At 72.7% G+C, this 22,007-nt stretch carries 18 protein-coding genes; 6 read left to right on the top strand and 12 right to left on the bottom strand.

Annotation, left to right across the window (positions count from 1 at the left end; all coding sequences use genetic code 11):
• Positions 1-65 precede the first annotated feature (65 nt).
• From WFH32_RS01950 to WFH32_RS01910, 9 genes are all read right to left on the bottom strand, one after another.
• The gene (locus WFH32_RS01950; RefSeq protein ID WP_191797301.1) at positions 66-698 is read right to left on the bottom strand and encodes a TetR/AcrR family transcriptional regulator; all 633 of its coding nucleotides are present in this window, start codon (positions 696-698) and stop codon (positions 66-68) included.
• Between the two features lie 111 nt (positions 699-809).
• Positions 810-1,571, bottom strand: a complete 762-nt coding sequence (dhaM, locus tag WFH32_RS01945; protein ID WP_336706052.1) for a dihydroxyacetone kinase phosphoryl donor subunit DhaM — start codon at positions 1,569-1,571, stop codon at positions 810-812.
• Positions 1,572-1,578: 7 nt separating this feature from the next.
• Positions 1,579-2,223 carry a dihydroxyacetone kinase subunit DhaL gene (dhaL, locus tag WFH32_RS01940; protein WP_336706051.1) on the bottom strand — a complete coding sequence of 215 codons (645 nt, stop codon included), beginning with the start codon at positions 2,221-2,223 and terminating at the stop codon, positions 1,579-1,581.
• Positions 2,224-2,308: 85 nt separating this feature from the next.
• Entirely contained in the window at positions 2,309-3,304 is a 996-nt protein-coding gene (gene dhaK / locus WFH32_RS01935) for a dihydroxyacetone kinase subunit DhaK (protein ID WP_191790569.1), read from the bottom strand.
• 237 nt (positions 3,305-3,541) lie between these two features.
• Entirely contained in the window at positions 3,542-4,990 is a 1,449-nt protein-coding gene (locus WFH32_RS01930; protein WP_404822050.1) for a bifunctional folylpolyglutamate synthase/dihydrofolate synthase, read from the bottom strand.
• Entirely contained in the window at positions 4,987-8,370 is a 3,384-nt protein-coding gene (gene ileS, locus WFH32_RS01925) for an isoleucine--tRNA ligase (RefSeq protein ID WP_336706050.1), read from the bottom strand. The genes WFH32_RS01930 and ileS overlap by 4 nt, the downstream gene beginning before the upstream one ends.
• Positions 8,371-8,737: 367 nt before the next feature.
• Positions 8,738-11,011 (bottom strand): glycoside hydrolase family 3 C-terminal domain-containing protein, encoded by a 2,274-nt coding sequence (locus WFH32_RS01920; RefSeq protein ID WP_336706049.1) that lies wholly within the window; start codon positions 11,009-11,011, stop codon positions 8,738-8,740.
• Between the two features lie 27 nt (positions 11,012-11,038).
• Positions 11,039-11,809: a phosphatase PAP2 family protein gene (locus WFH32_RS01915; protein ID WP_191797291.1), complete on the bottom strand. Its 771-nt coding sequence runs from the start codon at positions 11,807-11,809 to the stop codon at positions 11,039-11,041.
• Positions 11,809-13,131: an MFS transporter gene (locus WFH32_RS01910; RefSeq protein WP_191797289.1), complete on the bottom strand. Its 1,323-nt coding sequence runs from the start codon at positions 13,129-13,131 to the stop codon at positions 11,809-11,811. Before WFH32_RS01910 ends, WFH32_RS01915 begins: the two co-directional genes overlap by 1 nt.
• Positions 13,132-13,230: 99 nt before the next feature.
• Here WFH32_RS01910 and WFH32_RS01905 point away from each other — a divergent pair, with 99 nt between their 5' ends.
• From WFH32_RS01905 to WFH32_RS01885, 5 genes are all read left to right on the top strand, one after another.
• Positions 13,231-13,833 carry a TetR/AcrR family transcriptional regulator gene (locus WFH32_RS01905; RefSeq protein WP_191797287.1) on the top strand — a complete coding sequence of 201 codons (603 nt, stop codon included), beginning with the start codon at positions 13,231-13,233 and terminating at the stop codon, positions 13,831-13,833.
• Positions 13,830-15,338, top strand: a complete 1,509-nt coding sequence (locus WFH32_RS01900) for a carboxylesterase/lipase family protein (RefSeq protein WP_336706048.1) — start codon at positions 13,830-13,832, stop codon at positions 15,336-15,338. Before WFH32_RS01905 ends, WFH32_RS01900 begins: the two co-directional genes overlap by 4 nt.
• 193 nt (positions 15,339-15,531) lie before the next feature.
• Positions 15,532-16,407 (top strand): DUF2306 domain-containing protein, encoded by an 876-nt coding sequence (locus WFH32_RS01895; RefSeq protein WP_191797283.1) that lies wholly within the window; start codon positions 15,532-15,534, stop codon positions 16,405-16,407.
• Positions 16,408-16,419: 12 nt separating this feature from the next.
• Complete coding sequence (locus WFH32_RS01890; RefSeq protein WP_191797281.1) at positions 16,420-16,965, top strand: TetR/AcrR family transcriptional regulator; 546 nt, start codon at positions 16,420-16,422, stop codon at positions 16,963-16,965.
• Positions 16,962-17,525: a dihydrofolate reductase family protein gene (locus WFH32_RS01885; protein ID WP_336706047.1), complete on the top strand. Its 564-nt coding sequence runs from the start codon at positions 16,962-16,964 to the stop codon at positions 17,523-17,525. The genes WFH32_RS01890 and WFH32_RS01885 overlap by 4 nt, the downstream gene beginning before the upstream one ends.
• A 13-nt stretch (positions 17,526-17,538) precedes the next feature.
• On the opposite strand, the gene WFH32_RS01880 is transcribed toward WFH32_RS01885, so the two are convergent.
• From WFH32_RS01880 to WFH32_RS01870, 3 genes are all read right to left on the bottom strand, one after another.
• Entirely contained in the window at positions 17,539-17,784 is a 246-nt protein-coding gene (locus WFH32_RS01880; RefSeq protein ID WP_191797277.1) for a hypothetical protein, read from the bottom strand.
• 318 nt (positions 17,785-18,102) lie between these two features.
• Complete coding sequence (locus WFH32_RS01875; RefSeq protein WP_191797275.1) at positions 18,103-18,936, bottom strand: SDR family oxidoreductase; 834 nt, start codon at positions 18,934-18,936, stop codon at positions 18,103-18,105.
• A gap of 73 nt (positions 18,937-19,009) precedes the next feature.
• Positions 19,010-20,674 (bottom strand): molybdopterin-dependent oxidoreductase, encoded by a 1,665-nt coding sequence (locus tag WFH32_RS01870; protein WP_336706046.1) that lies wholly within the window; start codon positions 20,672-20,674, stop codon positions 19,010-19,012.
• Positions 20,675-20,938: 264 nt separating this feature from the next.
• On the opposite strand from WFH32_RS01870, the gene WFH32_RS01865 reads away from it, so the two are divergent.
• Complete coding sequence (locus WFH32_RS01865) at positions 20,939-22,003, top strand: putative F420-0 ABC transporter substrate-binding protein (RefSeq protein ID WP_336706172.1); 1,065 nt, start codon at positions 20,939-20,941, stop codon at positions 22,001-22,003.
• The last annotated feature ends 4 nt before the right edge of the window (positions 22,004-22,007 follow it).

The following is a 22,007-nucleotide window of genomic DNA, read 5'->3' as shown; positions in this document are numbered from 1 at the left end:
CCGGCGGACGCGGACCGCGGGTGCGAAGAGGTGGGAGCGAGAGGGGTGGTGCGAGGTACGCGCGGTCAGTCCGGCGCGGACCCCGGACGGACGAGAGCCCGGAGCTGGGTGACGACCGAGCCGAGGTGGTCGACCGGTTCGCCCGTGCGCCCGAGGCGCTCCCACTCGAGGGTCGTGGTGCGCAGGAGGCTCATCACGACCATGGCGAGCAGCTCGGGCTCGGGGACGAAGGGGTGGTCGGCGCGGCGGCGGTCGAACACGCCGACGAGTCCCGTGCGCAGGTTCTCGATCCACCACATGTGGCGGGCGAGGAGCCGGGGCTCGCGCTCGACGAGCCTGATCGCCCGGTGCACGCGGTCGAGGGACATCACCTGGTGGGCGAGCAGGTCGGTGACGAGCGCCTGGAGGTCGTCCAGGAGGTCCCCCGTGGGGCCGCCAGCGACGAAGACGGCGACGGCGTCGGGCGACGGGGAGAAGTCCTCGACCCCGAGCACCGCGTCGTCCTTCGACGCGAAGTAGTTGAAGAACGTCCGTGTCGAGACGCCGATCGAGGTGCAGACGTCCTCGACCGTGACGTCGTCCAGGCCCCGCTCGAGCACGAGGGTCTGGGCGGCGTCGATGAGCGCCTCACGGCGCTCGCGCTTCTTGCGCTCGCGCAGACCCGTGGGGGCTGCGGAGGGCTCGACAAGGTTCTGCACAGCCGCAACATTACATGTCGTGCAACTTTGCAGGCAATGCAGTATTCACGTGACGCCGGTCACGGGCGGACGCTCGTCACCCGCGATCGGGGCGGGCGACGAACCAGGGCGTCAGACCTCGCCGAAGCCCCCCTCGACCGCGGCGAGCGCCGCGTCCCGGGCCTCGCTCGCCTGACGCCCCTCGGCCGCGATCACGAGCTCTCGCCCGCCGGTCGCGCCCAGCTTCATCATCTCGAGCACGCTCGCGGCGTTGACCCCGTTGATGGTGACCTTCGCGTCGTAGCCCGCGACGAGCCGGGCGAGGATCGCCGCCGGACGGGCGTGCAGGCCGAGCGGGTTGCGCAGCGTGACCGCGCGCGGGGCGCCGGGCGAGTCGTCCTCGATGCCCGCGGCGCCGGCGAGCTGGTCGGCCGGTCCGGCGGCGGGGACGAACCCTCCCCCGGCTCCGGCCGCACTCTGCGCGAAGGTGCTGCCGGCGGCCTCGGCCGAGGCGAGCACCTCGGCGAGGCTGCCCCCGCCGTGCGCCGTGACGGCCGCGGCGACGGCCCCCTCGACGAACGGGGCGTCCGCGAGGACGACCCGGCCCTCGAGCGAGTCGTCGAGCTCGATGACCGACTCGATCGTCATGACGGCCGACCCCAGGTCGGCGAGCACCACGACCCCGTCGGTCCCCACGAGTCCCCCGTCGACCGCGGTCGACACCACGTCATAGCTCGTCCCCAGGCTGCCGTCGTCCGTGCCGCCCGCGGGCAGGAGCAGCACGCCGGGAGCCATCTGCGCGGCGAGCTCGGCGGCCCCCTGCGCGAGACGGGCCGAGTGGGACACGAGCACCAGGGCGATCCGTGCGCGATCGCCGAGCTGTGGGGTAGTCATCGGGACATCATTCACCGGGAGCAGTGGCCGCCGCGACCGCAGCCCGCAGGATCACGACGGTCGACGTCGCCCCCGGGTCCTGGTGCCCGATGCTCCGTTCGCCCAGGTAGCTCGCCCGTCCCTTGGTCGCGACCAGGGGGACCGTCGCGAGAGCGCCGGCCTCGGCCGCGGCGAGCGCAGCCTCGAGGACGCCCACGGGGTCCGCGCCGGAGTCCGCCGCGGCGACCGCGGCGTCGACCGCGGGCTGCCAGGCATCGACCATGGTCTTCTCCCCCGGTGCGGCCTTGCCACGCGCGGTGATTCCCTCGAGCGCACCCTCGAGCAGCGCGACGACGGCCGAGGAGTCGAGCTCCGCCAGTCCCGTGACCTTTGCCGCGCGCAGGAACGCGGTGCCGTAGAGCGGCCCCGACGCGCCTCCGACCGAGGACATGAGCGTGGTTGCCACGAGCTTGAGCACGTCGCCGATCTGCGCGGGCTCGGCCTCCAGCCCGTCCAGCTTGGCGACGACCGCCTGGAACCCTCGGTTCAGGTTCTCGCCGTGGTCACCGTCGCCGATCTGACGGTCCAGCTCGGTGAGCTCGTCCCGCGCCGACACGATCATCGTCGCGGTATCCCTCATCCAGCGCACAGCCCACGCAACGTCCAGCGTCATCAATCGCCCTTTCCCTACTGTCCGGGGCGGTTCGCGAGAACCGCCCCGGTTGCGCCGTCCCCCGGCTCTCGGGGGTCGGCCGGAGTCACCACCGCAGAGCGGCGGTGTGCACGGGCGCGTCCCAGAGCGCGGTCAGCTCGTCGTCCAGCCGGAGCACGGTGACCGAGGCCCCCTGCATCTCCAGCGAGGTGACGTAGTTGCCCACGAGCGAGCGGGTGACCGCCACGCCGCGCGCCTCGAGCAGCCTCCTCGCCTGACGATAGACGACGTAGAGCTCGGACTGGGGCGTACCGCCCATACCGTTAACGAACAGCAACACTCGCTCGCCGCCCTCGAGCCGCAGGTCCTCCGCGACGGCGTCGACGAGCATGCCCGTGATCTCGTCCGCGGAGGCCAGGGGGATGCGGTGACGGCCCGGCTCGCCGTGGATCCCGATGCCGATCTCGATCTCGTCGTCGCCGAGGTCGAAGCTGGGCTTGCCCACGTGCGGCACGGTGCAGGCGCTCAGCGCGACCCCCATGGAGCGGACGTTGGCGACGACCCGGCCGGCGATCTCGGTGACCTTGCCCAGGTCGTCCCCGCGGTCCGCGGCGGCCCCGGCGATCTTCTCGACCGCGACCGTCCCGGCCACACCGCGACGCCCTGCGGTGTAGAGCGAGTCCTCGACCGCGACGTCGTCGTTGACGAGGATGCTCGCGGCCTGCGTGCCCTCGGCCTCGACGAGCTCGAGCGCGGTCTCGAAGTTGAGCACGTCGCCCGTGTAGTTCTTGACGATCGCGAGCACGCCCGCGCCCGAGTCGGCGCCGAGGATCGCCGGCACGATCTGGTCCGGCGTGGGCGAGGTGAACACCGCGCCGGGCACTGCGGCGTCGAGCATCCCGGCACCCACGAAGCCCGCGTGCAGGGGTTCGTGCCCCGCGCCGCCCCCGCTGACGAGCCCGACCTTGCCGGGCACCGCGCCACCCGCGCGCGAGACGTACAGCGGCGCGCGGTGGACCTCGACCAGGTCGGCGTGGGCCAGCTCGAACCCGTCGAGCGACTCCGTCACCGCGTCCTGCGGGTCGTTGAGCAGCTTCTTCATGGCGCATCCCTTCGTCGGACTGCTGCGGCACCGGGTGGCCGCGTGCACTGCTCGCGCACCGGTGACGCGTGCCCCCGGTGCCCGTCCCCCCATCAAACACCCCCGCGCGGCACGCGGCACGCAGGGAGCCGGGCCGTCGCAGGGTGGGAGGCCTCGGCCTCGGGAGAGACGCCCGCCCGACGACGCAGGGCGCCCCTCGTCCGAGAGGCGCCCTGCGTCGTGGTCGCGCGGGAGGGGTCAGCCGCGCCCGAGCAGGATCCGCACGTCGGCCGCGGTGATCACGGACCCGGTCACGAGGACCCCGGTCCCGACGCCGACGCCGACCGAGTCGTCGCGCTCGGCCAGGTCGACCGCGATCGCGAGAGCCTCGTCGAGCCGCTCGGCGGAGTGGACCCGGTCCTCCCCGAACACGTCGATCGCGATCTCGGCGAGGTCCGCAGGGTCGGCCGACCGCTCGGCCGAGTTGCGCGTCACGACGATCTCGGCGAGCACGGGCTCGAGCACCGACAGGATCTGCTCGGAGTCCTTGTCGCCCATGATCGCGACGACCCCGATGAGCCGCTCGAACTCGAACGCCTCGTCGACGGCCGCGACGAGCGCCTCGGCGCCCGCGGGGTTGTGGGCTGCGTCGACGATCACGGTCGGGCTGGACCGCAGGACCTCGAGACGACCGGGCGAGGACACGTCGCCGAACGCGGCCTCGACGACCCCGCCGTCGAGCGCCCGGCCGCCCGAGAGCAGCGCCTCGGTCGCCGAGAGGGCGAGCAGGGCGTTGTGCGCCTGGTGCTCGCCGATCATGGGCAGGAAGATCTGCGTGTACAGGCCAGCCGGGGTGCGCAGGTCGACGACCTGTCCCCCGACCGCGGGCGTGCGTCCGGCGACCGCGATGTCCTGGCCCTCGCGCAGCACGCGGGCGCCCTTGGCGGCCGCCGCCTCGATCACGATGGCCTCGGCCACGTCGCTCTGCTCGGCGAGCACCACGACCGCGCCCTCCTTGACGATCCCGGCCTTCTCGGTCGCGATCTCCTCGATCGTGTGGCCGAGCCAGCGCGTGTGGTCGATCGAGACGGGCGTCACGATCGCGACGTCGCCGTCCACGACGTTGGTCGAGTCCCAGCTGCCGCCCATGCCGACCTCGACGACCGCGACGTCCACGGGGGCGTCGGCGAACGCGGCGAAGGCCATGACCGTGAGCACCTCGAAGAAGCTCAGCCGCGGCCCGCCTGCCTCCTGCGACTCGCGGTCGACCACGCCGACGTACGGCGCGACGTCCTCCCAGATCTCGACGAAGCGCGCCGGGCTCACCGGCTCGCCGTCGATCGCGATGCGCTCGGTGACCGACGTCAGGTGCGGGCTCGTGAATCGTCCGGTGCGCAGGCCGTGCTCGCGCACGAGCCGCTCGACCATGCGCGAGGTCGACGTCTTCCCGTTGGTCCCCGTAATGTGGACGGTCCGGTACGCCTTCTGGGGGTCGCCCAGGAGCTCGAGGACCCGCTGCACGCGGTCGAGCGTCGGGTCGATGTCGTGCTCGGGGGCCCGGTCCATGATGTGCGCGTACACCGTGGCCAGGTCCTCGAGCGCTGCGGTCTCCTCGGCCGTGCGCTGGTGCGCGGCGCCGCCGGGGCGCCGCGCGTCCTTGTCCCCGGGACGCTCGCCGGCGCCCCGACCCAGGCGGATGCCGCTCACGCCTGCACCTCCGTCGTCCCGGACACGCCGGCGTCCGAGGAGGCCTTGGTCACGAGGACCTGGCGCTCGTCGGTCGGCGACAGGTCGATCGTGACGCTCACGGCGAGGGTCTCGCCCGCGATGAGCTCGCGGTGGTCCTCGACCGCGCCCTGCCAGGGGCCGGGCACCGAGAGCGACAGGTCGATCCGGTCGGAGACGTCGAGACCGGCGGCCTTGCGGGCGTCCTGGACCTCGCGCACGATGTCGCGCGCGTACCCCTCGGCCAGGAGCGCGTCGTTCAGCTCGAGGTCGAGGACCACGAACCCGCCCGTGGGCAGCACGGCCGCCGCGATCGACGGGGCCGCCGGGTCGACCTCGTCGTGGCCCTGCTCGGCGAGCACCACGGTCGTGAGCTCGTACTCCGAGCCGAGCAGCGGCACGTCGCCGTCGGGCGTCTCGACGACGACGAAGCCGTCGTCGCCCACGCGCCACGCACCCGCCTTGGCGGCCTTGATGACCGCCTGGACGCCGCGGCCCAGGCGCGGGCCGGCGGCCCGCGCGTTGACCGTGAGCTTCTGCGAGACGCCGAACTCGTCCGCCGCGCCCGACTCCAGGTCGAGGAACCGCACGGTCTTGACGTTGAGCTCGCGGGCCAGCAGGTCGGCGTAGGGCGTGAGCGCTGCCGGGTCCTCGGTCACGACGGTCAGCGTGCTCAGCGGCTGGCGCACGCGCAGCGAGTGCGCCTTGCGCAGCCCGAGCGAGAGCGAGGCCACCGAGCGGACGAGGTCCATCGAGGCGACGAGCGCGTCGTCGGCGACCAGGACGCCCGCGAGCGAGTCGGCGGAGGTCTCGGCCGGCTCCTGCGCCGTGACGCTCGGCCAGTCGGTCAGGTGCACGCTGCGCCCACCCGTGAGCCCGCGCCAGACCTCCTCCGCGAGCAGCGGCGCGAGCGGCGCCATGACCCGCGTGAGGACCTCGAGGGCCGTCCACAGCGTGTCGAACGCGTCCGCGTCCTCGTCCCAGAAGCGGTCGCGCTGCGTGCGGACGTACCAGTTGGTCAGCACGTCGAGGTGCTCGCGCACCGCCTCGCACGCCCCGGCGATGTCGTACGCGTCGAGCTGGGTCGTCACGGTCTCGACCAGGTCGTGCGTACGGGCCAGCAGGTAGCGGTCGAGGGCCGGGAGGTCCGCGACGCGCTCGGGGGCCACACGCTTCGCGGTGTACCCCGCGCCGTCGGCGGCGTTGTTCGAGTAGAGCGTGAAGAAGTAGTAGGTGCTCCACAGCGGCAGCAGCACCTGGCGCACCGAGTCGCGGATGCCCTCCTCGGTCACGATGAGGTTCCCGCCACGCAGGATGGGCGAGCTCATGAGGAACCAGCGCATCGCGTCGGAGCCGTCGCGGTCCAGGACCTCGGAGACGTCCGGGTAGTTGCGCAGGGACTTGCTCATCTTGCGCCCGTCGGAGCCGAGCACGATCCCGTGCGAGACGGCCGAGCGGAACGCCGGTCGGTCGAACAGGGCCGTGGCCAGGACGTGCAGCGTGTAGAACCAGCCGCGGGTCTGGCCGATGTACTCGACGATGAAGTCGCCCGGGTAGTGGTGCTCGAACCAGTCGGCGTTCTCGAACGGGTAGTGCACCTGCGCGAACGGCATCGAGCCCGAGTCGAACCACACGTCCAGGACGTCGGGGATGCGGCGCATGACGGACCTCCCGGTGGGGTCGTCCGGGTTGGGGCGCGTCAGGTCGTCGATGAACGGGCGGTGCAGGTCCGTGACGGGCACGCCGAAGTCCGCCTCGAGCTCGGCGATCGAGCCGTAGACGTCGATGCGCGGGTAGTTCGCGTCGTCCGAGACCCACACGGGGATGGGCGTGCCCCAGTAGCGGTTGCGCGAGATCGACCAGTCGCGCGCGCCCGCGAGCCACTTGCCGAACTGGCCGTCGCGGATGTGCTCGGGCGTCCACGTGATGTCCTGGTTGAGCTCGACCATGCGGTCGCGGAACTCGGTCACGCGCACGAACCAGCTCGAGACCGCCTTGTAGATCAGGGGGTTCCGGCAGCGCCAGCAGTGCGGGTAGGAGTGCTGGTAGGTCTCGTGGCGCAGCACGACGGCGCGCGCGGCGGCCTCGACGCGTGCGAGCGGGCCGGTGCCCTCCTTGAGGTCCTTGATGACCTTGGGGTTGGCGTCGAAGACCTGCTCGCCCGCGTAGTCGGGGACCGCGTTGGTGAAACGCCCACGGGCGTCGACGGGCACGACGGGCACGATGCCCGCGGCGTCGCACACGGCCATGTCGTCCTCACCGAAGGCGGGCGCCAGGTGGACGATGCCCGTGCCGTCCTCGGTCGTCACGAAGTCGGCCACGAGCACCTGGTGCGCGTTCGGCCAGCCCTCGGCCGAACGGTCCGTGAAGTAGTCGAAGGCCGGGGTGTAGCGCAGGCCCGCCAGGTCGGCGCCCTTGACGGTCGCCAGGACCTCGGCGTCCTCCCCGAGCTCCTTGGTGTAGGCGCCCAGCCGGGCGGCCGCGAGCACGACCGTGTCGCCGGCCACGGCCGAGCCGGCACCGGCGCGCACCACGACGTAGTCGACGTCCGGCCCGACGGCGACCGCCAGGTTCGAGGGCAGCGTCCAAGGGGTCGTGGTCCACACGAGGACGAGCGCACCGGCGGCCGGAGAGGCGACGCCGTCCACGGCGTCGCCGGAGAGGCGGAACCCGACCGTGAGCGCCGGGTCCTGACGCGACTGGTACACGTCGTCGTCCATGCGCAGCTCGTGGTTCGACAGCGGCGTCTCGTCGCGCCAGCAGTACGGCAGCACGCGGTAGCCCTCGTACGCGAGCCCCTTGTCGTACAGGCGTTTGAACGCCCAGATGACCGACTCCATGAACGTGATGTCGAGCGTCTTGTAGTCGTTCGCGAAGTCGACCCAGCGCGCCTGACGCGTCACGTACTCCTTCCACTCGTCCGTGTACTTGAGCACGGACTCGCGGCAGGCCTCGTTGAACGCGGCGATGCCCATGGCCTCGATCTGGGACTTGTCGGTGATGCCCAGCACGCGCTCGGCCTCGAGCTCGGCCGGCAGGCCGTGCGTGTCCCAGCCGAAGCGGCGCTCGACGCGCTTGCCACGCATCGTCATGTAGCGCGGCACGACGTCCTTGGCGTAGCCCGTCAGGAGGTGGCCGTAGTGCGGCAGGCCGTTCGCGAACGGAGGGCCGTCGTAGAAGACGAACTCGTTGTCGCCGTCCTGGCCCGCCTCGCGGTGCTCGATCGACGCACGGAACGTGTCGTCCTTGGACCAGTACGACAGCACGCCACGCTCGAGCGCGGGCAGGTTGGGGCTGGCGGGGATCTGGTGGCCCTGACCGTCAGGGGCGGTGTCGTCGGTGCGGTGCAGAGGGTAGGCCATGGCTCAGTGGCTCCATCGTGAGTGGCAGGCGGTGGTCCGGGACGTGCTCGTGCGAGGACGACCACCCTTCCCTGGTTCCCGAGGGAGAAGGCGAGCCGCGGTACCACCCCGCTTGCCGTCGTCGGGCACCGTGAGCGCCCGAGCGGCGACCGCTCGACACGGCTGTGACGGGCCTACCCGTCCGGTTCTACTGGGGTCCCGCGCGGCGGGACCTGTTCTTCCGGAGGCTCACCGGTGATGGCCGGGTCGATGCCTGTGGCCCCATGATAACGCGCCGCCCCCGCGAGCGCGCCGAGGCCGGTCGGCCCGCGGACGGGTGGGTCCCGGCGCCGCGCGGCGCCGGGGCCCACCCCTCGTCAGGTGAGGCTCAGGCGCTCGCGCCGTTCGCCGTCGCCAGGAGCTGGTCGACCTGCGCGGGGCCGAAGGCGTCCCCCGCGATCATGCCGATGCGCCCGATCGGGAACGAGCCCATCATCTTGGCCATGTCGACGCCCTCGGGCATGATCGACGCCGCACCCTCCATGGCCGAGGCCATCTGCGCCATGGCCTGCTGCACGACCGGCCCCGCGACCGGGTGCGCGAACACCTCGGCGAGCGAGGACTCGCGCGTGAGCGGCATGACGAGCGGGTCGCCCACGACCTGGACGGTCGTGGACGAGCGCACGTCGCGCGAGGACGCGGCCACGGCCACCGTGTACCCGCCGCCCTCGACGACCCAGCGGTCGGCGCGGACGTGCCAGTACGCGAGGTCGGCCCGACGGACCGTGAGGACGACCTCGCGGCTCTCGCCCGGCACGAGCTCGACGAGCCCGAACGCCTTGAGCTCTCGCTCGGGGCGCTGCACGGCCGCCGAGGCGAGCCCGGTGTAGACCTGCACGACCTCGCGGCCTGCCCGCTCCCCCGTGTTCGTGACCGTGACCCGCACCTCGACGTCCCCCTCACCGTTCACGGCGGCCACCGCGTCCCCGTAGGCGAACGTCGTGTAGGACAGACCGTGCCCGAACGGGAAGGTCACCTCGATCCGGCGCGCGTCGTACCAGCGGTAGCCCACGAACAGCCCCTCGCCGTAGCGGACGTGGCCGTCCTCCCCGGGGAAGTTGAGGAACGCCGGGCTGTCCTCCAGGCGCACCGGGATGGTCTCGGTGAGCTTGCCCGACGGGTTGACGTCGCCGTAGAGCACGTCGGCGATCGCGCCGCCGCCCGCCTGACCGAGCAGCCAGCCCTCGAGGATCGCGGGCACGCGGTCGGCGAACGGGAGCGCGACGACGCTGCCGTTCGACAGGACGACCACCGTGCGCGGGTTGACCTCGAGCACGGCGTCGAGCAGCTCGAGCTGCTCGGCAGGCAGGTCGATGTGCTCGCGGTCGTAGCCCTCCGACTCCGCGGCGGCGGGCAGCCCCAGGAAGACGACCGCGACGTCGCTGTCCGCCGCGAGCGCGACGGCGTCCGCCCGCAGCGCCGCGGCGTCCCCGGTGCCGTCGAGCGTGAAGCCAGGTGCCCGGGACACCACGCCCTCCCCCGCCTTGCCCTCGATCTCGTGCGCGACCGAGTCGATGCGGGTCGGGTTGATCATCGAGGAGCCGGCGCCCTGGTAGCGCGGCTGGTCCACGAACGCGCCGATGAGCGCCACCGAGCGCTGCCCCTGGAGCGGGAGCAGGCCGCCGTCGTTCTTCAGGAGCACGATCGAACGGCCGGCCACCTCGCGCGCCAGAGCGTGGTGCGCGTCGACGTCGAGGGGGCCCGCGACGCGTGGCGTGCCCTGCCATCGCCTCGCGAGCCGCGCGACACGTCCGGCCGAGGCGTCCACGACGCTCTCGGCGAGCGTGCCCTCGCGCACCGCGGCCACGATCTGCGCGTCGGTCACGCCGCCCGAGGACGGCATCTCCAGGTCCAGACCCGCCGCGATCGCCGAGACCCGGTCGTCGACCGCGCCCCAGTCCGAGACGACGAGGCCCTCGAAGCCCCACTCGTCGCGCAGCACCCGGGTGAGCAGGAACGGGTCCTCGGACGCGAAGACGCCGTTGACCCGGTTGTAGGAGCACATCACTGTGTACGGCTGCGCCTCCTCGACGACCCGCTGGAAGCCCCGCAGGTAGATCTCGCGCAAAGGGCGCGGGTCGACGTCGCTCGAGGCCCGCATCCGGTCGTGCTCCTGGTTGTTGGCCGCGAAGTGCTTGAGCGACGTGCCGACGCCCGTCGACTGCGTGCCACGCACCAGCGCGGCGGCCATGACCCCGGACACGACCGGGTCCTCCGAGAAGTACTCGAAGTTGCGGCCGCACAGCGGCGAGCGCTTGATGTTCACGCCCGGGCCGAGGATGACGGCCACGTCCTCGATCGAGGACTCGACGCCCAGGGCCTCGCCGACGCGGTGCGCGAGGTCGGTGTCCCACGACGAGCCGAGCCCCACGGCCGGGGGGAAGCACGTCGCCGGGACGCTGTCGCCGATGCCGAGGTGGTCGGCGCTGCCACGCTGCTTGCGCAGACCGTGCGGTCCGTCGGTGAGCATCACGGCGGGGATGCCGGCGCTCTCGACCCCCTTGGTCCACCAGAAGCTCGCGCCGCTCGTCAGCGACGCCTTCTCCTCTAGCGTCAGGTCGGCGACGGTGGTCGTGCCGTCCTCGATGGTGGTGTCGGTCATGTCCTGTCCTTCTCTCTCGATCGTCGTTCAGGCTGGGGAGGGCTGGTCGCGGTGGTGCCCGAGGTGGCAGAACCACACGGGTCGCCCGTAGTCACGCTGGAGCAGGGGCCAGAACGCCCACCACACGAGGAGCGCTCCGGCCACACCCGCGACGAGCCCGAAGAGCGTGTCGGAGAGCCAGTGCGCGTTGATGAGGGTGCGCTGCCACACCATGCCCAGCAGCACCAGTCCCCCGACGCACCACCAGAGCGTGCGGGCCGTGCGTCGTGCTGCCGGGACCAGGGCCGCGATGCCGACGACGAGCGCGCCCGCCATGACGGCGTGCCCTGAGGGGAACGAGCCGTGGTCGACCCGGAAGAGCGGTCCGAACAGACCGAGCGTCTCGTCCGCGGCGGGACGCGGACGGTCCACGAGGTTCTTCATGCCCTGCGAGAACAGCCCCGGTCCGACCAGGGTGACCGTGAGGAAGAAGAGCGCGGAGCGCCAGCGGCCGACGAACGCGAGCGCCCCGGGGATCAGGATCATGCCCACGAGCGCCCCAGGCCCCTCGCCGAGGTGCTGGAAGAACATGGGCAGCGCCGACGGGTACAGGCCGCTGTCGGGCCCGACCCCGACGAGCCCGCGCCACCAGTCGTCGAGCGGCTGCGTGAACGGCGCCGCCGCGTCCTGCGCGACCAGCAGGCCCATGAGCGCGAAGGCCGCGACGAGCCCCAGGGACCACCACAGCATCGCCAGCGGGCGCGGGGGACGGGGCGACCGGACGTCCGCCCGCTGCGGCTGCGCGACCTCGGCGGCCATCACCGGACCGCCTTGATGGGCCAGACCGCGCAGGCGCCGAGGATGCTCAGGACGATGCCGACCGGGAACAGCGCGATGTAGCCGCCGAAGCTCAGGATGATCAGACCGGCGAACGCGGGGGCGAGCGTCTGCGGCAGGGTCGCGGCGATGTTGACGACGCCGAGGTCCTTCGCGAACGACTTCGCGGAGGGCAGCACCTCGCTCATGAGGGCCGTGTCGACGGCCTGGAACATCCCGAAGCCGAGGCCCGAGACGAACGTGAAGATCGCCCAGCCCGCGAAGCTGGGCAGGACCATCGGGATCAGGAGGGCCAGGCCGACGAGGGCCGAGGACAGGAAGACGAAGACCTTCCGGCGCTGGAACCGGTCCGAGAGCGGCCCCGAGACGAGCGTCGCGAGCAGCACGCCCGCGAGGCTGACGAGGCTGAACAGCGGCACCGCCGCGACCGCCCCGGCCTGACCGAGGCCGATGTAGTCCTGCAGGATGAAGAGCTGGTACCCCGTCACGGCGAAGTACCCGGTGTAGAGCAGCAGTCGTCCGGTGAAGGCCCAGAAGAAGTCGGGGTGCTTGAGGGGGCTGACCCAGAAGGTGCGCAGGAACTCGCCCACGCTGAACGGTTCCTTGACGAGGTCCTTGCTGGAGCGGTCCGGGTTGAAGACGACGAACAGCGTCAGCACGATGAGCGTGAAGCCGGCGAAGACGAGGTAGCCGAGCTGGATCGAGCTCGCGAACTGCGCCCCGACGATCGACCCCCCGAGCGCGCCGAGCATGAGCCCGAGCCCGGACAGCGCGGCGAACGTGCCGCGCAGGGCGCGCGGGACGCGGTCCGGCATGATCGCACTGAGCGGTCCCTGCGCGAAGTTGTAGGCGACCTGGACGATCACCCAGCCGATGACGATGCCCACGAGGCTGTTCGCGAAGCCCATGGCCAGCAGGCCCAGCCCTCCGACGAGGGCGCCCAGCACGAGCCACGGCGCGCGACGGCCGAACCGGCTGCGCGTGCGGTCCGAGATCTGGCCCGCGATCGGCTGGGCGAGCAGCGCGGCCAGGGCGCCGAACGTGCCGACGACGGCCAGGTTGCCGACCTTGTCGGCCTCACCGAGCGTCTGCACCTGGAGGGGCATCAGCAGTCCGCCGACGGCTCCCCAGATCATGAAGACCGAGAAGTTGGCGGGGACGATCCAGCCGAGAAGGCGCTTGGGGGTGCCGGTCACGAGCGGGGGCGGATCGTCCTGGCCGGACGCCTCCTCGACGAAGTCCTCGGCGTCGGCGAAGACGTCGGGCGCTGGGGCTGGTGCTACGGAATCTGACGGCAGTGTCATGGGGGATCCTTCGTCGGACGGGCGCTCATCCTTGAGCGTCGCGAAAACAGTATGGCACTCGGTATTGAAAGTGCAAGGGTCCCCGTCTAGGGTCGACGCATGGCACAACGGGGTTCATATGCGAAGGGCATCGCCAAGCGCGAGGAGATCCTGACGACGGCGCTCGACGTGATCGCCCGCGAGGGATACCGCGGCGCGTCGGTCAAGGAGCTCGCCGAGGCGGTCGGGCTCAGCCAGGCGGGCCTGCTGCACTACTTCGACAGCAAGGACGAGCTGTTCACCGCGATCCTGCGCAAGCGTGACGAGCTCGACCTGGAGACGTACCGCACCGAGTCCGACGTCGACCCGCTCCGGATCTTCCTGCGGGTCATGCGGCACAACGCCGACGTCCCGGGACTCGTCGAGCTCTATACCAGGCTCAACGCCGAGGCCAGCGACCACGACCACCCGGCCCACCAGTTCTTCGCCGAGCGCCGCGCGACGATGACCGAGCTGTTCGGCGGCCTCGTCGCCGACGGCAAGCGCACCGGACGCTACCCCGCCGACCTCGACACCGCCTCCTTCGCCCTGGTCCTCACCGCGGCCGCCGACGGCCTCCAGACGCTGTGGCTCCAGGACCCCACCATCGACATGGCCTCCGAGCTCGAGCGGCTGCTCGTGTCACTCGGGGCACTCTCCCCCGAACGGAGCACGACCGCATGAGCACCCCCGTCACCGACGCCGAGGCGACCGACCCCACCCTGGACGGCCCCGTCGTCACGATCGACGCAGGCCGGGTCCGCGGCGTCTGGCGCGAGACCTCGGCAGCGTTCCTCGGCATCCCCTTCGCCGAGGCTCCCGTCGGCGACCTGCGCTTCGAGGCCCCCGTGCCCGTCGCCCCCTGGGAGGGCGTGCGCGACGCGACCGAGCCCGGCGCGACGCCGCAACGCAAGCAGCTCGCCGAGATCACGCTGATCCCGGAGCCGTCGATCCCCGGCGACTCGACCCTGAACGTGAACGTGTACACGCCCGCCCCCGGGACGCCCGACGCCGCGCTGCCGGTGCTCGTCTACATCCACGGCGGTGGCTACACGGCCGGTTCCCCGGCGAGCCCCTGGTACGACGGGCGCTCGTTCAACCGCGACGGCGTCGTGACCGTCTCGGTCTCCTACCGCCTCGGCTTCGACGGGTTCGGACGCATCGAGGGCGCGCCGTCCAACCGCGGCGTGCGGGACTGGCTGCTGGCGCTGGACTGGGTCCAGCGCAACGTCGCGGCGTTCGGCGGCGACCCCTCGCGCGTCACGCTCGCCGGGCAGTCCGCCGGCGGCGGCGCGGTGCTGACGCTGCTCGGCATGCCCTCGGCGCAGCACCTGTTCCGGTCGGTGTGGTGCCTGTCCGGCGCGGTGGGCGACGTGTCCGAGGTCCGCGCGAAGACCTTCGCCGACACGCTCGCCCGCCTCGCCGGGGTCGAGCCGACGCGCGACGGCTTCGCGTCGCTGCCCGAGACCCGCGTCCTCGAGCTGCAGGACGAGGCCGCCAACCCCGACGGCCTCGACCCGATGGCGGGCGTGGCGGCGATGCTCGAGGACGGCCTGCCATGGGGGCCGATGATCGACGGCGACCTGATCACCCGGCCGACGCTCGAGTCGCTGCACGCCGGGGTCGGCGGCGACAAGCCGCTCGTGCTCGGCGCGACCGACGACGAGTTCACGATGGCGACCGACGACGCGAAGAAGAAGCTGCGCTTCCTGCCCGCTTCCCTCGTCCTCGGCAAGCTCCTCACCGACCGCTCGCGCCGCAAGGCGTACCTCGCCGCGAACAGGACCCAGCGCCGCAAGGGCACCGCGGCCGTGCTCGGCCGCTTCATGACCGACAGCATGTTCCGTGCGCCGATCGTCCGGATCGCCGAGGCCCGCACCGCTCACCCCACCTGGGTGTACCGCTTCTCGTGGGCGTCCCCGAGGCTCGGCTGGGCCGCGCACTGCCTCGACGTACCGTTCTGGTTCGACTGCCTCGACGCCGAGAAGGTGGACCTCATCGCGGGCGACGACCCGCCCCAGGCACTGGCGGACGAGCTCCACGGCGCGGCCGTCGCGCTCGTCCGCGAGGGGGCTCCCGGGTGGCGCGCCTGGTCCGACGCCCCGGGGGCCACGCGCGTCTTCGGCGGGGACGCGCCGGCCCCCGCCGTCCTGCCCGACGGCTACGCCGAGGTCCGCGCCCTGGTCTGAGCACCCGCCCCCGGGTCGGTTGCTGGACCGGGGTACCGGACCGGTCGCGCGGCGGGCGGGGGCGGGCCGCCACGCTTTCGGGGGGACTCCCCCCTGTCGCCGGGATCGCGCGAGACGGGACGCTGGAGGCGAAGGGCGACGGCACGCTCGCCCGTCCTCCTGCCCCGCACCACGACCCGAGAACGAGGCGACGATGCCCACCCCCTCCGAGACGGCGGCCTCCCCGGGCGCCACAGCGCCCGGCCGCACGAACGCCTCCCGTCCCGACCGCCCCTCGCGGCCTGTCGACCACGCGCAGCCGACCGGTCCCGAGCGACCGACCGGACGTACCCGTCGCTTCCGCCCGGGCCTCGTCTGGGTCGCGCTCAGCTCGATCGCCATGGCCGCGATCCTGCTCACCTCCTACACGGGCGCGACGCTCGACGAGCTCGCCCAGGACGACACGGGCCTCGCCTCGACGTTCGCGAACCGCCCGCCCGCGATCCAGCTCGCGTTCTACCTGCACATCGCGTTCGCCGGGATCGCACTCCTGGTCGGACCGCTGCAGTTCGTCTCCCGCTGGCGCCGCCGCGCCCCGCGCCTGCACCGCGTGCTGGGCAGGGTCTACCTGGTCGGGGTCGGCGTGGGTGCGCTCACCGGCCTCGTCATCTCGACCGCGAGCTCGGTGGCCTTCCTCGGCTTCTTCGGGTTCGGGACGCTCGCGGTGCTGTGGGCGTGGACGGGCTGGAAGGCGTACCGCGCCATCCGCGCGGGCCGCGTCGCCGAGCACCAGGCATGGATGATCCGCTGCTTCGCCTTGACCTACGCCGCCGTGACGCTGCGCCTGTGGGTCGGGGTCCTCGTGGCCGTCCAGGCGCCGTTCGCGGGTCCCGACGCCGACCCGGGAGTGCTGTTCGAGACCGCCTACGCCCCTGTCGCGTTCCTGTGCTGGCTGCCGAACGTCGTGATCGCGGAGTGGCTGATCGCCCGGCGGAACCTGCCCGGGCTGCGCATGACCACCTCCGGGGCCGTGACCCGCACTGCGGCACCCGTAGCGGTCCGGACGAGCACCGGAGTTAGTGAATCATGATTTACTAACATCATGACGCGCCCCCGGACCGTGACCGACGACGACCTGCTCGACCGGATAGACCGAGCGCTCTCGAACCGCAGCACAGCGGGTCCGTGGACCCTGCACGAGGTCGCGCCGGCCGCAGGCATCAGCCCCGCCGGCCTGATCAAGAGGTTCGGGTCCAAGGCAGACCTGCTGCATGCCCTCGCGCGCCGATGGACGGATCTCGTGCCCTCCGCCCCCTCCGGGTCGAGGCCTGCCGACGAGCTGCGCGCCTACGTGTCCGCAGAGTTCGGGGCACCGTCGGCAGGAGCCGCGATCTTCGCCCTCGACGAGCTCCTCACGGACCTCCGGACACCGGAGTCGATCGCCCTGCTGCGCGAGGGGTGGGACAAGCAGACGAGATATCTCGAGCAGCTCCTGACAGCGATGCCGCTCCCCCGACTCGCGGATCCGCGCCGTGGCGCACTGCTGCTGCTCGACGCCCTCCACGGATCGCTCTACCGACAAGGAATCGATCTGGACGCCGCTCCCCCGACCGACACCCTCGACCAGCTGCTGGAGGCATGGACATGAGAGCACCTCGCAGGTGGACGGGCGCCGTCTTCATCGGCGTCAGCCTGGACGGGTACGTCGCACGCCCCGATGGTGACCTCGACTGGCTCACCACCCCATCGCCCCGGGGCCACGTCGCGGCCGCACCGACCACGCCCGCGCTCGTGTGGGAGACGTTCTTCCCGACCGTCGACGCCGTCGTCATGGGGCGGGCCACGTACGAGACGGTCCTGGGGTTCGACGAGTGGGCCTTCAAGGGCAAGACCGTCGTCGTCCTGAGCACGACACTTCGCACGGACGACCCGCGCGTCGCCGTCGCGACCTCGGTCGAGCAGGCGCGCCGACTCCTCGACCGGAACGGGCCAGGACGCGTCTACGTCGACGGCGGCCGCACCATCCAGTCGTTCCTCACCGCCGGCCTCGTCGACGAGCTCACGGTCTCGATCGCGCCGGTCCTCATAGGCCATGGCAAGCGCCTCTTCGGCGACCTGGACCGGGACGTGCTCCTCACGCTCCGCGGAACCCACGCGACGCCCGAGGACGGGCTGGTCCGCGTCACGTACACCGTGTCCACGGCCTGACGCCCCGGGGTGCTCAGCACCCTGCGGTCGACCCACCCCGCTCCCCGCGCCGCGCGCGGTAGGTGTCGATGTCGCGCGCGACGAGCCACTCGATGGTGAGCGCGCTGCCCGGGCCGGGCTGCGCCGTCGGGCCGGGGGACTCCGACGGTGCGACGACGCGCGCGGCCGCGGCGAACCACGGGTCGTGGGCGACCAGGTGGCCGAGGGGGTCGACGTCCCCGGTCACGGCGAACGGGTGAGCGATCAGAGCGAGGTTCATGGGAGGTCCTGGAGTCGAGGCGGGTGCTCACGAGGGCAGACCGACCAGTCCCGGAGAACTGATCGGTGACCATCACGCCCTCTCTGGAGAGGGAGGGGCGTGGCACTGCTCGCTGACACCAGGTCGCGCGCTGCTGGAGCGTCAGCGAGCCCTCAACAACAGCTCGACGCGCGGACCGCCCACGGGCGCACCAGGAGCACTCGTGTGCTCAGGGGGTGCGCGGCGGGGATCACGGGCGTCATCATGCCAGCCGGGCGGCGGGCCGACAAGCGCGTCTCGACCCGGGGTCCCGGGCAGCCCAGCCGCGGGCAGCAGACGTCAGCTCCGCATCACGAGCGGTCCGCGCGCCAGCAGCGTCGTGGACGACTGCGCGACGGGCCGCAGCACGAGCGTGTCGATCGCGACGTGCTGGGGCCGGGTCACGGCGAACGTCACGACGTCGGCCACGTCGTCGGCGGTCAGCGGCGCCTCGACGCCGTCGTAGACCGCGTCGGCGCGGGCCTGGTCGCCGTCGAACCGGGTCAGCGAGAACCCCTCGGTGCGGACCATCCCGGGCGCGACCTCCAGGACCCGGACGGGCTCGCCGTTGAGCTCGAGCCGCAGGGTCTCGGCGACCGCGGCCTGGGCGTGCTTGGTCGCGACGTAGCCCGACCCGCCGCTGTACGCGTCGTGCCCCGCGGTCGACGTCAGCACGAGGACCGTGCCGAAGCCCGCGCGACGGATCGCGGGCAGGAACGCCTTGGTCACGCGCACGGTGCCCAGCACGTTCGTCTCGAACATGGCGCGCCAGCGCTCCAGGTCGCTCGCGTCGATGGGGTCCGTGCCGCTCGCGAAGCCCGCGATGTTGAGCACCGCGTGGACCGGGCCGCGGGCCTCGGCCTCGCGCACGAGGTGCGCGACGTCGTCGTCGCTCGTGACGTCCCCGACCACGGGGTGGGCGCCCGTCTCGACGGCGAGGGCGTCGAGCAGGTCGGCGCGGCGCGCGAACGCGACGACGTCCCACCCTGCATCACGCAGGTGGCGCACCGTCGCCGCGCCGATGCCCGACGAGGCGCCGGTGACCACGGCGCGCCGGGTCTGCGGGGGCGCGTCAGCAGCGGCGGCCGCGGACGTCGAGGGGGTGGGCGGGGGCGTGGTCTGCGAGGTCGTCACGTCCCTACCCTGCCATGCCCCGCGGCGCGCCCGACGCCGACCCCACGGCCTCTCGCATGCTGGACGGCCACGCTCAGGCCACGGTCACGCCGATCGAGTAGATGCCGCTCGACCCGTCCGGCGCGGGAGGTGCCTTGACGGAGGTCTGGACCGTCCCGTCCGTGTCGGTCGCCCGCACCGCGAGGTCGTGGCTGCCCTTCTCGGGCGACGCCCATCTCCAGGACCACTGCCGCCAGGTGTCGGCCGAGACCGTCTCCGCGAGCTCCGCCTGCTCCCACTCCCCCTCGTCGACCCGCACCTCGACGCCCGCGATCCCCCTGTGCTGCGACCACGCGACGCCCGCGACGACCACGTCACCGTCGGCCCCCGGGGAGACCGACGCACCCGAGCGCGGCACGTCGATGCGCGACGACATCTTGATCGGCCCGCGCTGCGACCAGCCGCGCGTCGACCAGTACGCGACGTCGTCGGCGAAGCGTGTGACCTTGAGCTCGACGACCCACTTGGTCGCCGACACGTACCCGTACAGCCCCGGCACGACCATGCGCACGGGGAAGCCGTGCGCGAGCGGCAGCGGCTCGCCGTTCATGCCGACCGCGAGCAGCGACTCCCGCCCGGGGTCCGTCAGCACGTCGAGCGGCGTGCTCGCGGTCCAGCCGTCCGCGCTGCGCGAGAGAACCATGTCGGCGTCGGCGTGCGGCCTGGCCCTCGCGAGCAGGTCGCGCAGCGGGTAGCCGAGCCACACCGCGTTGCCGACGAGGTCCCCGCCCACCTGGTTGGACACGCACGTCAGGGTCGTCGCGTGCTCGACGAGGGGCAGCGCGAGCAGCTCGTCGAACGAGATCTCGACCTCCTGATCGACGAGCCCGACGACGCGCAGCCGCCAGTCGTCGGGGTTCACCTCGGGCACCCGCAGGGCCGTGTCGATGCGGTAGAACTCGTCGTTGGGCGTCACGTAGGGCGTGAGGCCGGGCACGTCGAGGCTCGCACCCGCGGGCACGACGACGGCCGGGCCGGCCGGTGCGGGGAGCCGGATCGCGTCCCGCACCGCGGTCAGGGCACGCGACCCCGCCGACAGCACGCGCGACGCGCCGCCGACCACGAGCGCGGTCGCCGTGGTCAGGCCTGCGAAGACCAGGAAGGACCGGCGGTCGAGCGCCTCGCGCCGACGGGTCGCGCTCAGCGGGGTCTCGGGCTCGGCCGTCGGGGCCACGACAGGGCTGAGCACCGAGCCTCGCCACGCCCGCAGCCGTGCCGCTCCCGTCCGCAGGAGCATGATCCCGACGCCGACCCCGACCACGGTCGGCAGCGCCCACAGGGGCGTCGCGTCGGGTCGCGTGACGGCGGCCAGGACCCCCACCGCGCCGACCACCACGAGCAGGACGGTCCCCCACGGCGGTCGTCGCGTCTCGAGGATCCCCGCCGCGACGGCCGCGACCGCCAGCACCACGACGATCCCGAGGAGCAGCACGGTCTTGTCCGCGGTCCCGAACGTCTCGACCGCGAAGTCCTTGAGCCACGGCGGCACGCGGTCGACGACCCCGGCGCCTACGACGAGCACGGGGCTCGACCCGGAACCCACGACGAGCGCGACGAGCTCGGCCACGGCGAACGCCCCGAGCGCCGCGGCGATCCCCAGCAGCGGCGCCCACAGGCGCGTCGGGTCGGTGCGCCCGCCCCGCCCCCGGGACGTGCGACCGGACGTGCCGGGAGAGGCGGGCTCCGCCGTCGGGCTCATGAGCCCACTGTAGGACCGCGCGGCGCGGCGGGTCCGCGCGGGAGCACCGCCCGCTTCGCCGACCGCTGAACCGTCGCACCATCAGCCCGCCGACCTACTAGGCTGGGACACGGATCGCGAGCCGCGCTTGGCTCGCCGCAGCGGCCCGTGCTTGGACCGCGGATCCTCGTCGCGGATTGTGGCGCCCTACCCCTCTCGCTTCTCGCCGCGCCGCCGTGCCCCGCACCGGCAGGCGACCTCCCGACCTGGAGTGCCGTGCCCACGCTGCGCCCTGTCCGACCGTCCGCCCGTCCCTCCCGCCGCGCGCTGCGCGCAGGCCCGACGGCGGCGCTCGTCATCGTCTCCTCGCTCGCCCTCGCGGGGTGCGCGGGCGGTCAGGAGCTCGCGTCCGGCGAGCCGAGCGAGGCGCCCTCCGGTACGGCCGAGGCCTCGTCCACCACGTACCCGCTGACGCTCGACAACTGCGGGTTCGACGTCACGTTCGACGCGGCCCCGCGCAAGGTCGTGACGATCAAGTCGAGCACGACCGAGATGATGCTCGCGCTCGGGCTGGGCGACCGGCTCGTGGGGACCGCGTTCCCCGACGGTCCCGTCGCCGAGCAGTGGGCCGGCACCGCGGCCGACCTCCCGGCCGTCGCGACGCCGCTCTCCGACAAGGTCCCGGGCGCCGAGGCCGTGCTGACGCTGGCGCCGGACCTCGTGTACGCGGGCTGGGAGTCGAACCTCACGGCCGAGGGCGCGGGAGACCGCACGACCCTCCAGCAGCTCGGTGTCCAGACCTACGTCTCCCCCTCGGCCTGCAAGGCCGAGGCGTACAAGCCGAACCCCTTGACGTTCGACGACGTGTTCGCCGAGATCACCGAGGCGGGAGAGATCTTCGACGTCGCCGGGACGGCGCAGGACCTCGTCGCGGCCCAGCGCGCCGAGCTCGACGCGGTCGAGACCGACGACCGCGGGCTCACGGCCCTGTGGTACTCCTCGGGCTCGGACATCCCCTACGTCGGGGCCGGGATCGGCGCCCCGCAGATGGTCATGGACGCCGTCGGGCTCGAGAACATCGCCGCCTCGGTCCAGGACACGTGGACGCCGTTCTCGTTCGAGGAGATCATCGCGGCCGACCCCGACGTGATCGTTCTCGTCGACTCTGCCTGGAACACCGCACGGTCGAAGATCGACGCGCTCAAGGCCAACCCCGCGACCGCCAACCTCACGGCCGTGCGGGGCGACCGCTTCCTGACCGTGCCGTTCCCCGCGACCGAGGCGGGCGTGCGCAACGTCGACGCCGTCAAGGACCTCGCCGCGCAGCTCGCGGCGATCACCGTCCCCTGAGGAG

Origin of the sequence: Oerskovia sp. USHLN155 (assembly GCF_037145535.1) — a bacterium.
GTDB classification, from domain to species: Bacteria; Actinomycetota; Actinomycetes; order Actinomycetales; family Cellulomonadaceae; genus Oerskovia; species Oerskovia rustica.
Note: the sequence above shows the minus strand (reverse complement) of the source record. Positions and strands in the feature narration are given on the sequence as shown.

Bases quoted from the DNA above. Each gene is read 5' to 3' on its own strand.
- dhaM (WP_336706052.1), bottom strand. From the start codon at position 1,571: ATGACTACCCCACAGCTCGGCGATCGCGCACGGATCGCCCTGGTGCTC.
- dhaL (WP_336706051.1), bottom strand. From the start codon at position 2,223: ATGACGCTGGACGTTGCGTGGGCTGTGCGCTGGATGAGGGATACCGCG.
- dhaK (WP_191790569.1), bottom strand. From the start codon at position 3,304: ATGAAGAAGCTGCTCAACGACCCGCAGGACGCGGTGACGGAGTCGCTC.
- ileS (WP_336706050.1), bottom strand. From the start codon at position 8,370: ATGGCCTACCCTCTGCACCGCACCGACGACACCGCCCCTGACGGTCAG.
- WFH32_RS01920 (WP_336706049.1), bottom strand. From the start codon at position 11,011: ATGACCGACACCACCATCGAGGACGGCACGACCACCGTCGCCGACCTG.
- WFH32_RS01915 (WP_191797291.1), bottom strand. From the start codon at position 11,809: ATGGCCGCCGAGGTCGCGCAGCCGCAGCGGGCGGACGTCCGGTCGCCC.
- WFH32_RS01910 (WP_191797289.1), bottom strand. From the start codon at position 13,131: ATGACACTGCCGTCAGATTCCGTAGCACCAGCCCCAGCGCCCGACGTC.
- WFH32_RS01905 (WP_191797287.1), top strand. From the start codon at position 13,231: ATGGCACAACGGGGTTCATATGCGAAGGGCATCGCCAAGCGCGAGGAG.
- WFH32_RS01900 (WP_336706048.1), top strand. From the start codon at position 13,830: ATGAGCACCCCCGTCACCGACGCCGAGGCGACCGACCCCACCCTGGAC.
- WFH32_RS01895 (WP_191797283.1), top strand. From the start codon at position 15,532: ATGCCCACCCCCTCCGAGACGGCGGCCTCCCCGGGCGCCACAGCGCCC.
- WFH32_RS01890 (WP_191797281.1), top strand. From the start codon at position 16,420: ATGACGCGCCCCCGGACCGTGACCGACGACGACCTGCTCGACCGGATA.
- WFH32_RS01885 (WP_336706047.1), top strand. From the start codon at position 16,962: ATGAGAGCACCTCGCAGGTGGACGGGCGCCGTCTTCATCGGCGTCAGC.
- WFH32_RS01880 (WP_191797277.1), bottom strand. From the start codon at position 17,784: ATGAACCTCGCTCTGATCGCTCACCCGTTCGCCGTGACCGGGGACGTC.
- WFH32_RS01870 (WP_336706046.1), bottom strand. From the start codon at position 20,674: ATGAGCCCGACGGCGGAGCCCGCCTCTCCCGGCACGTCCGGTCGCACG.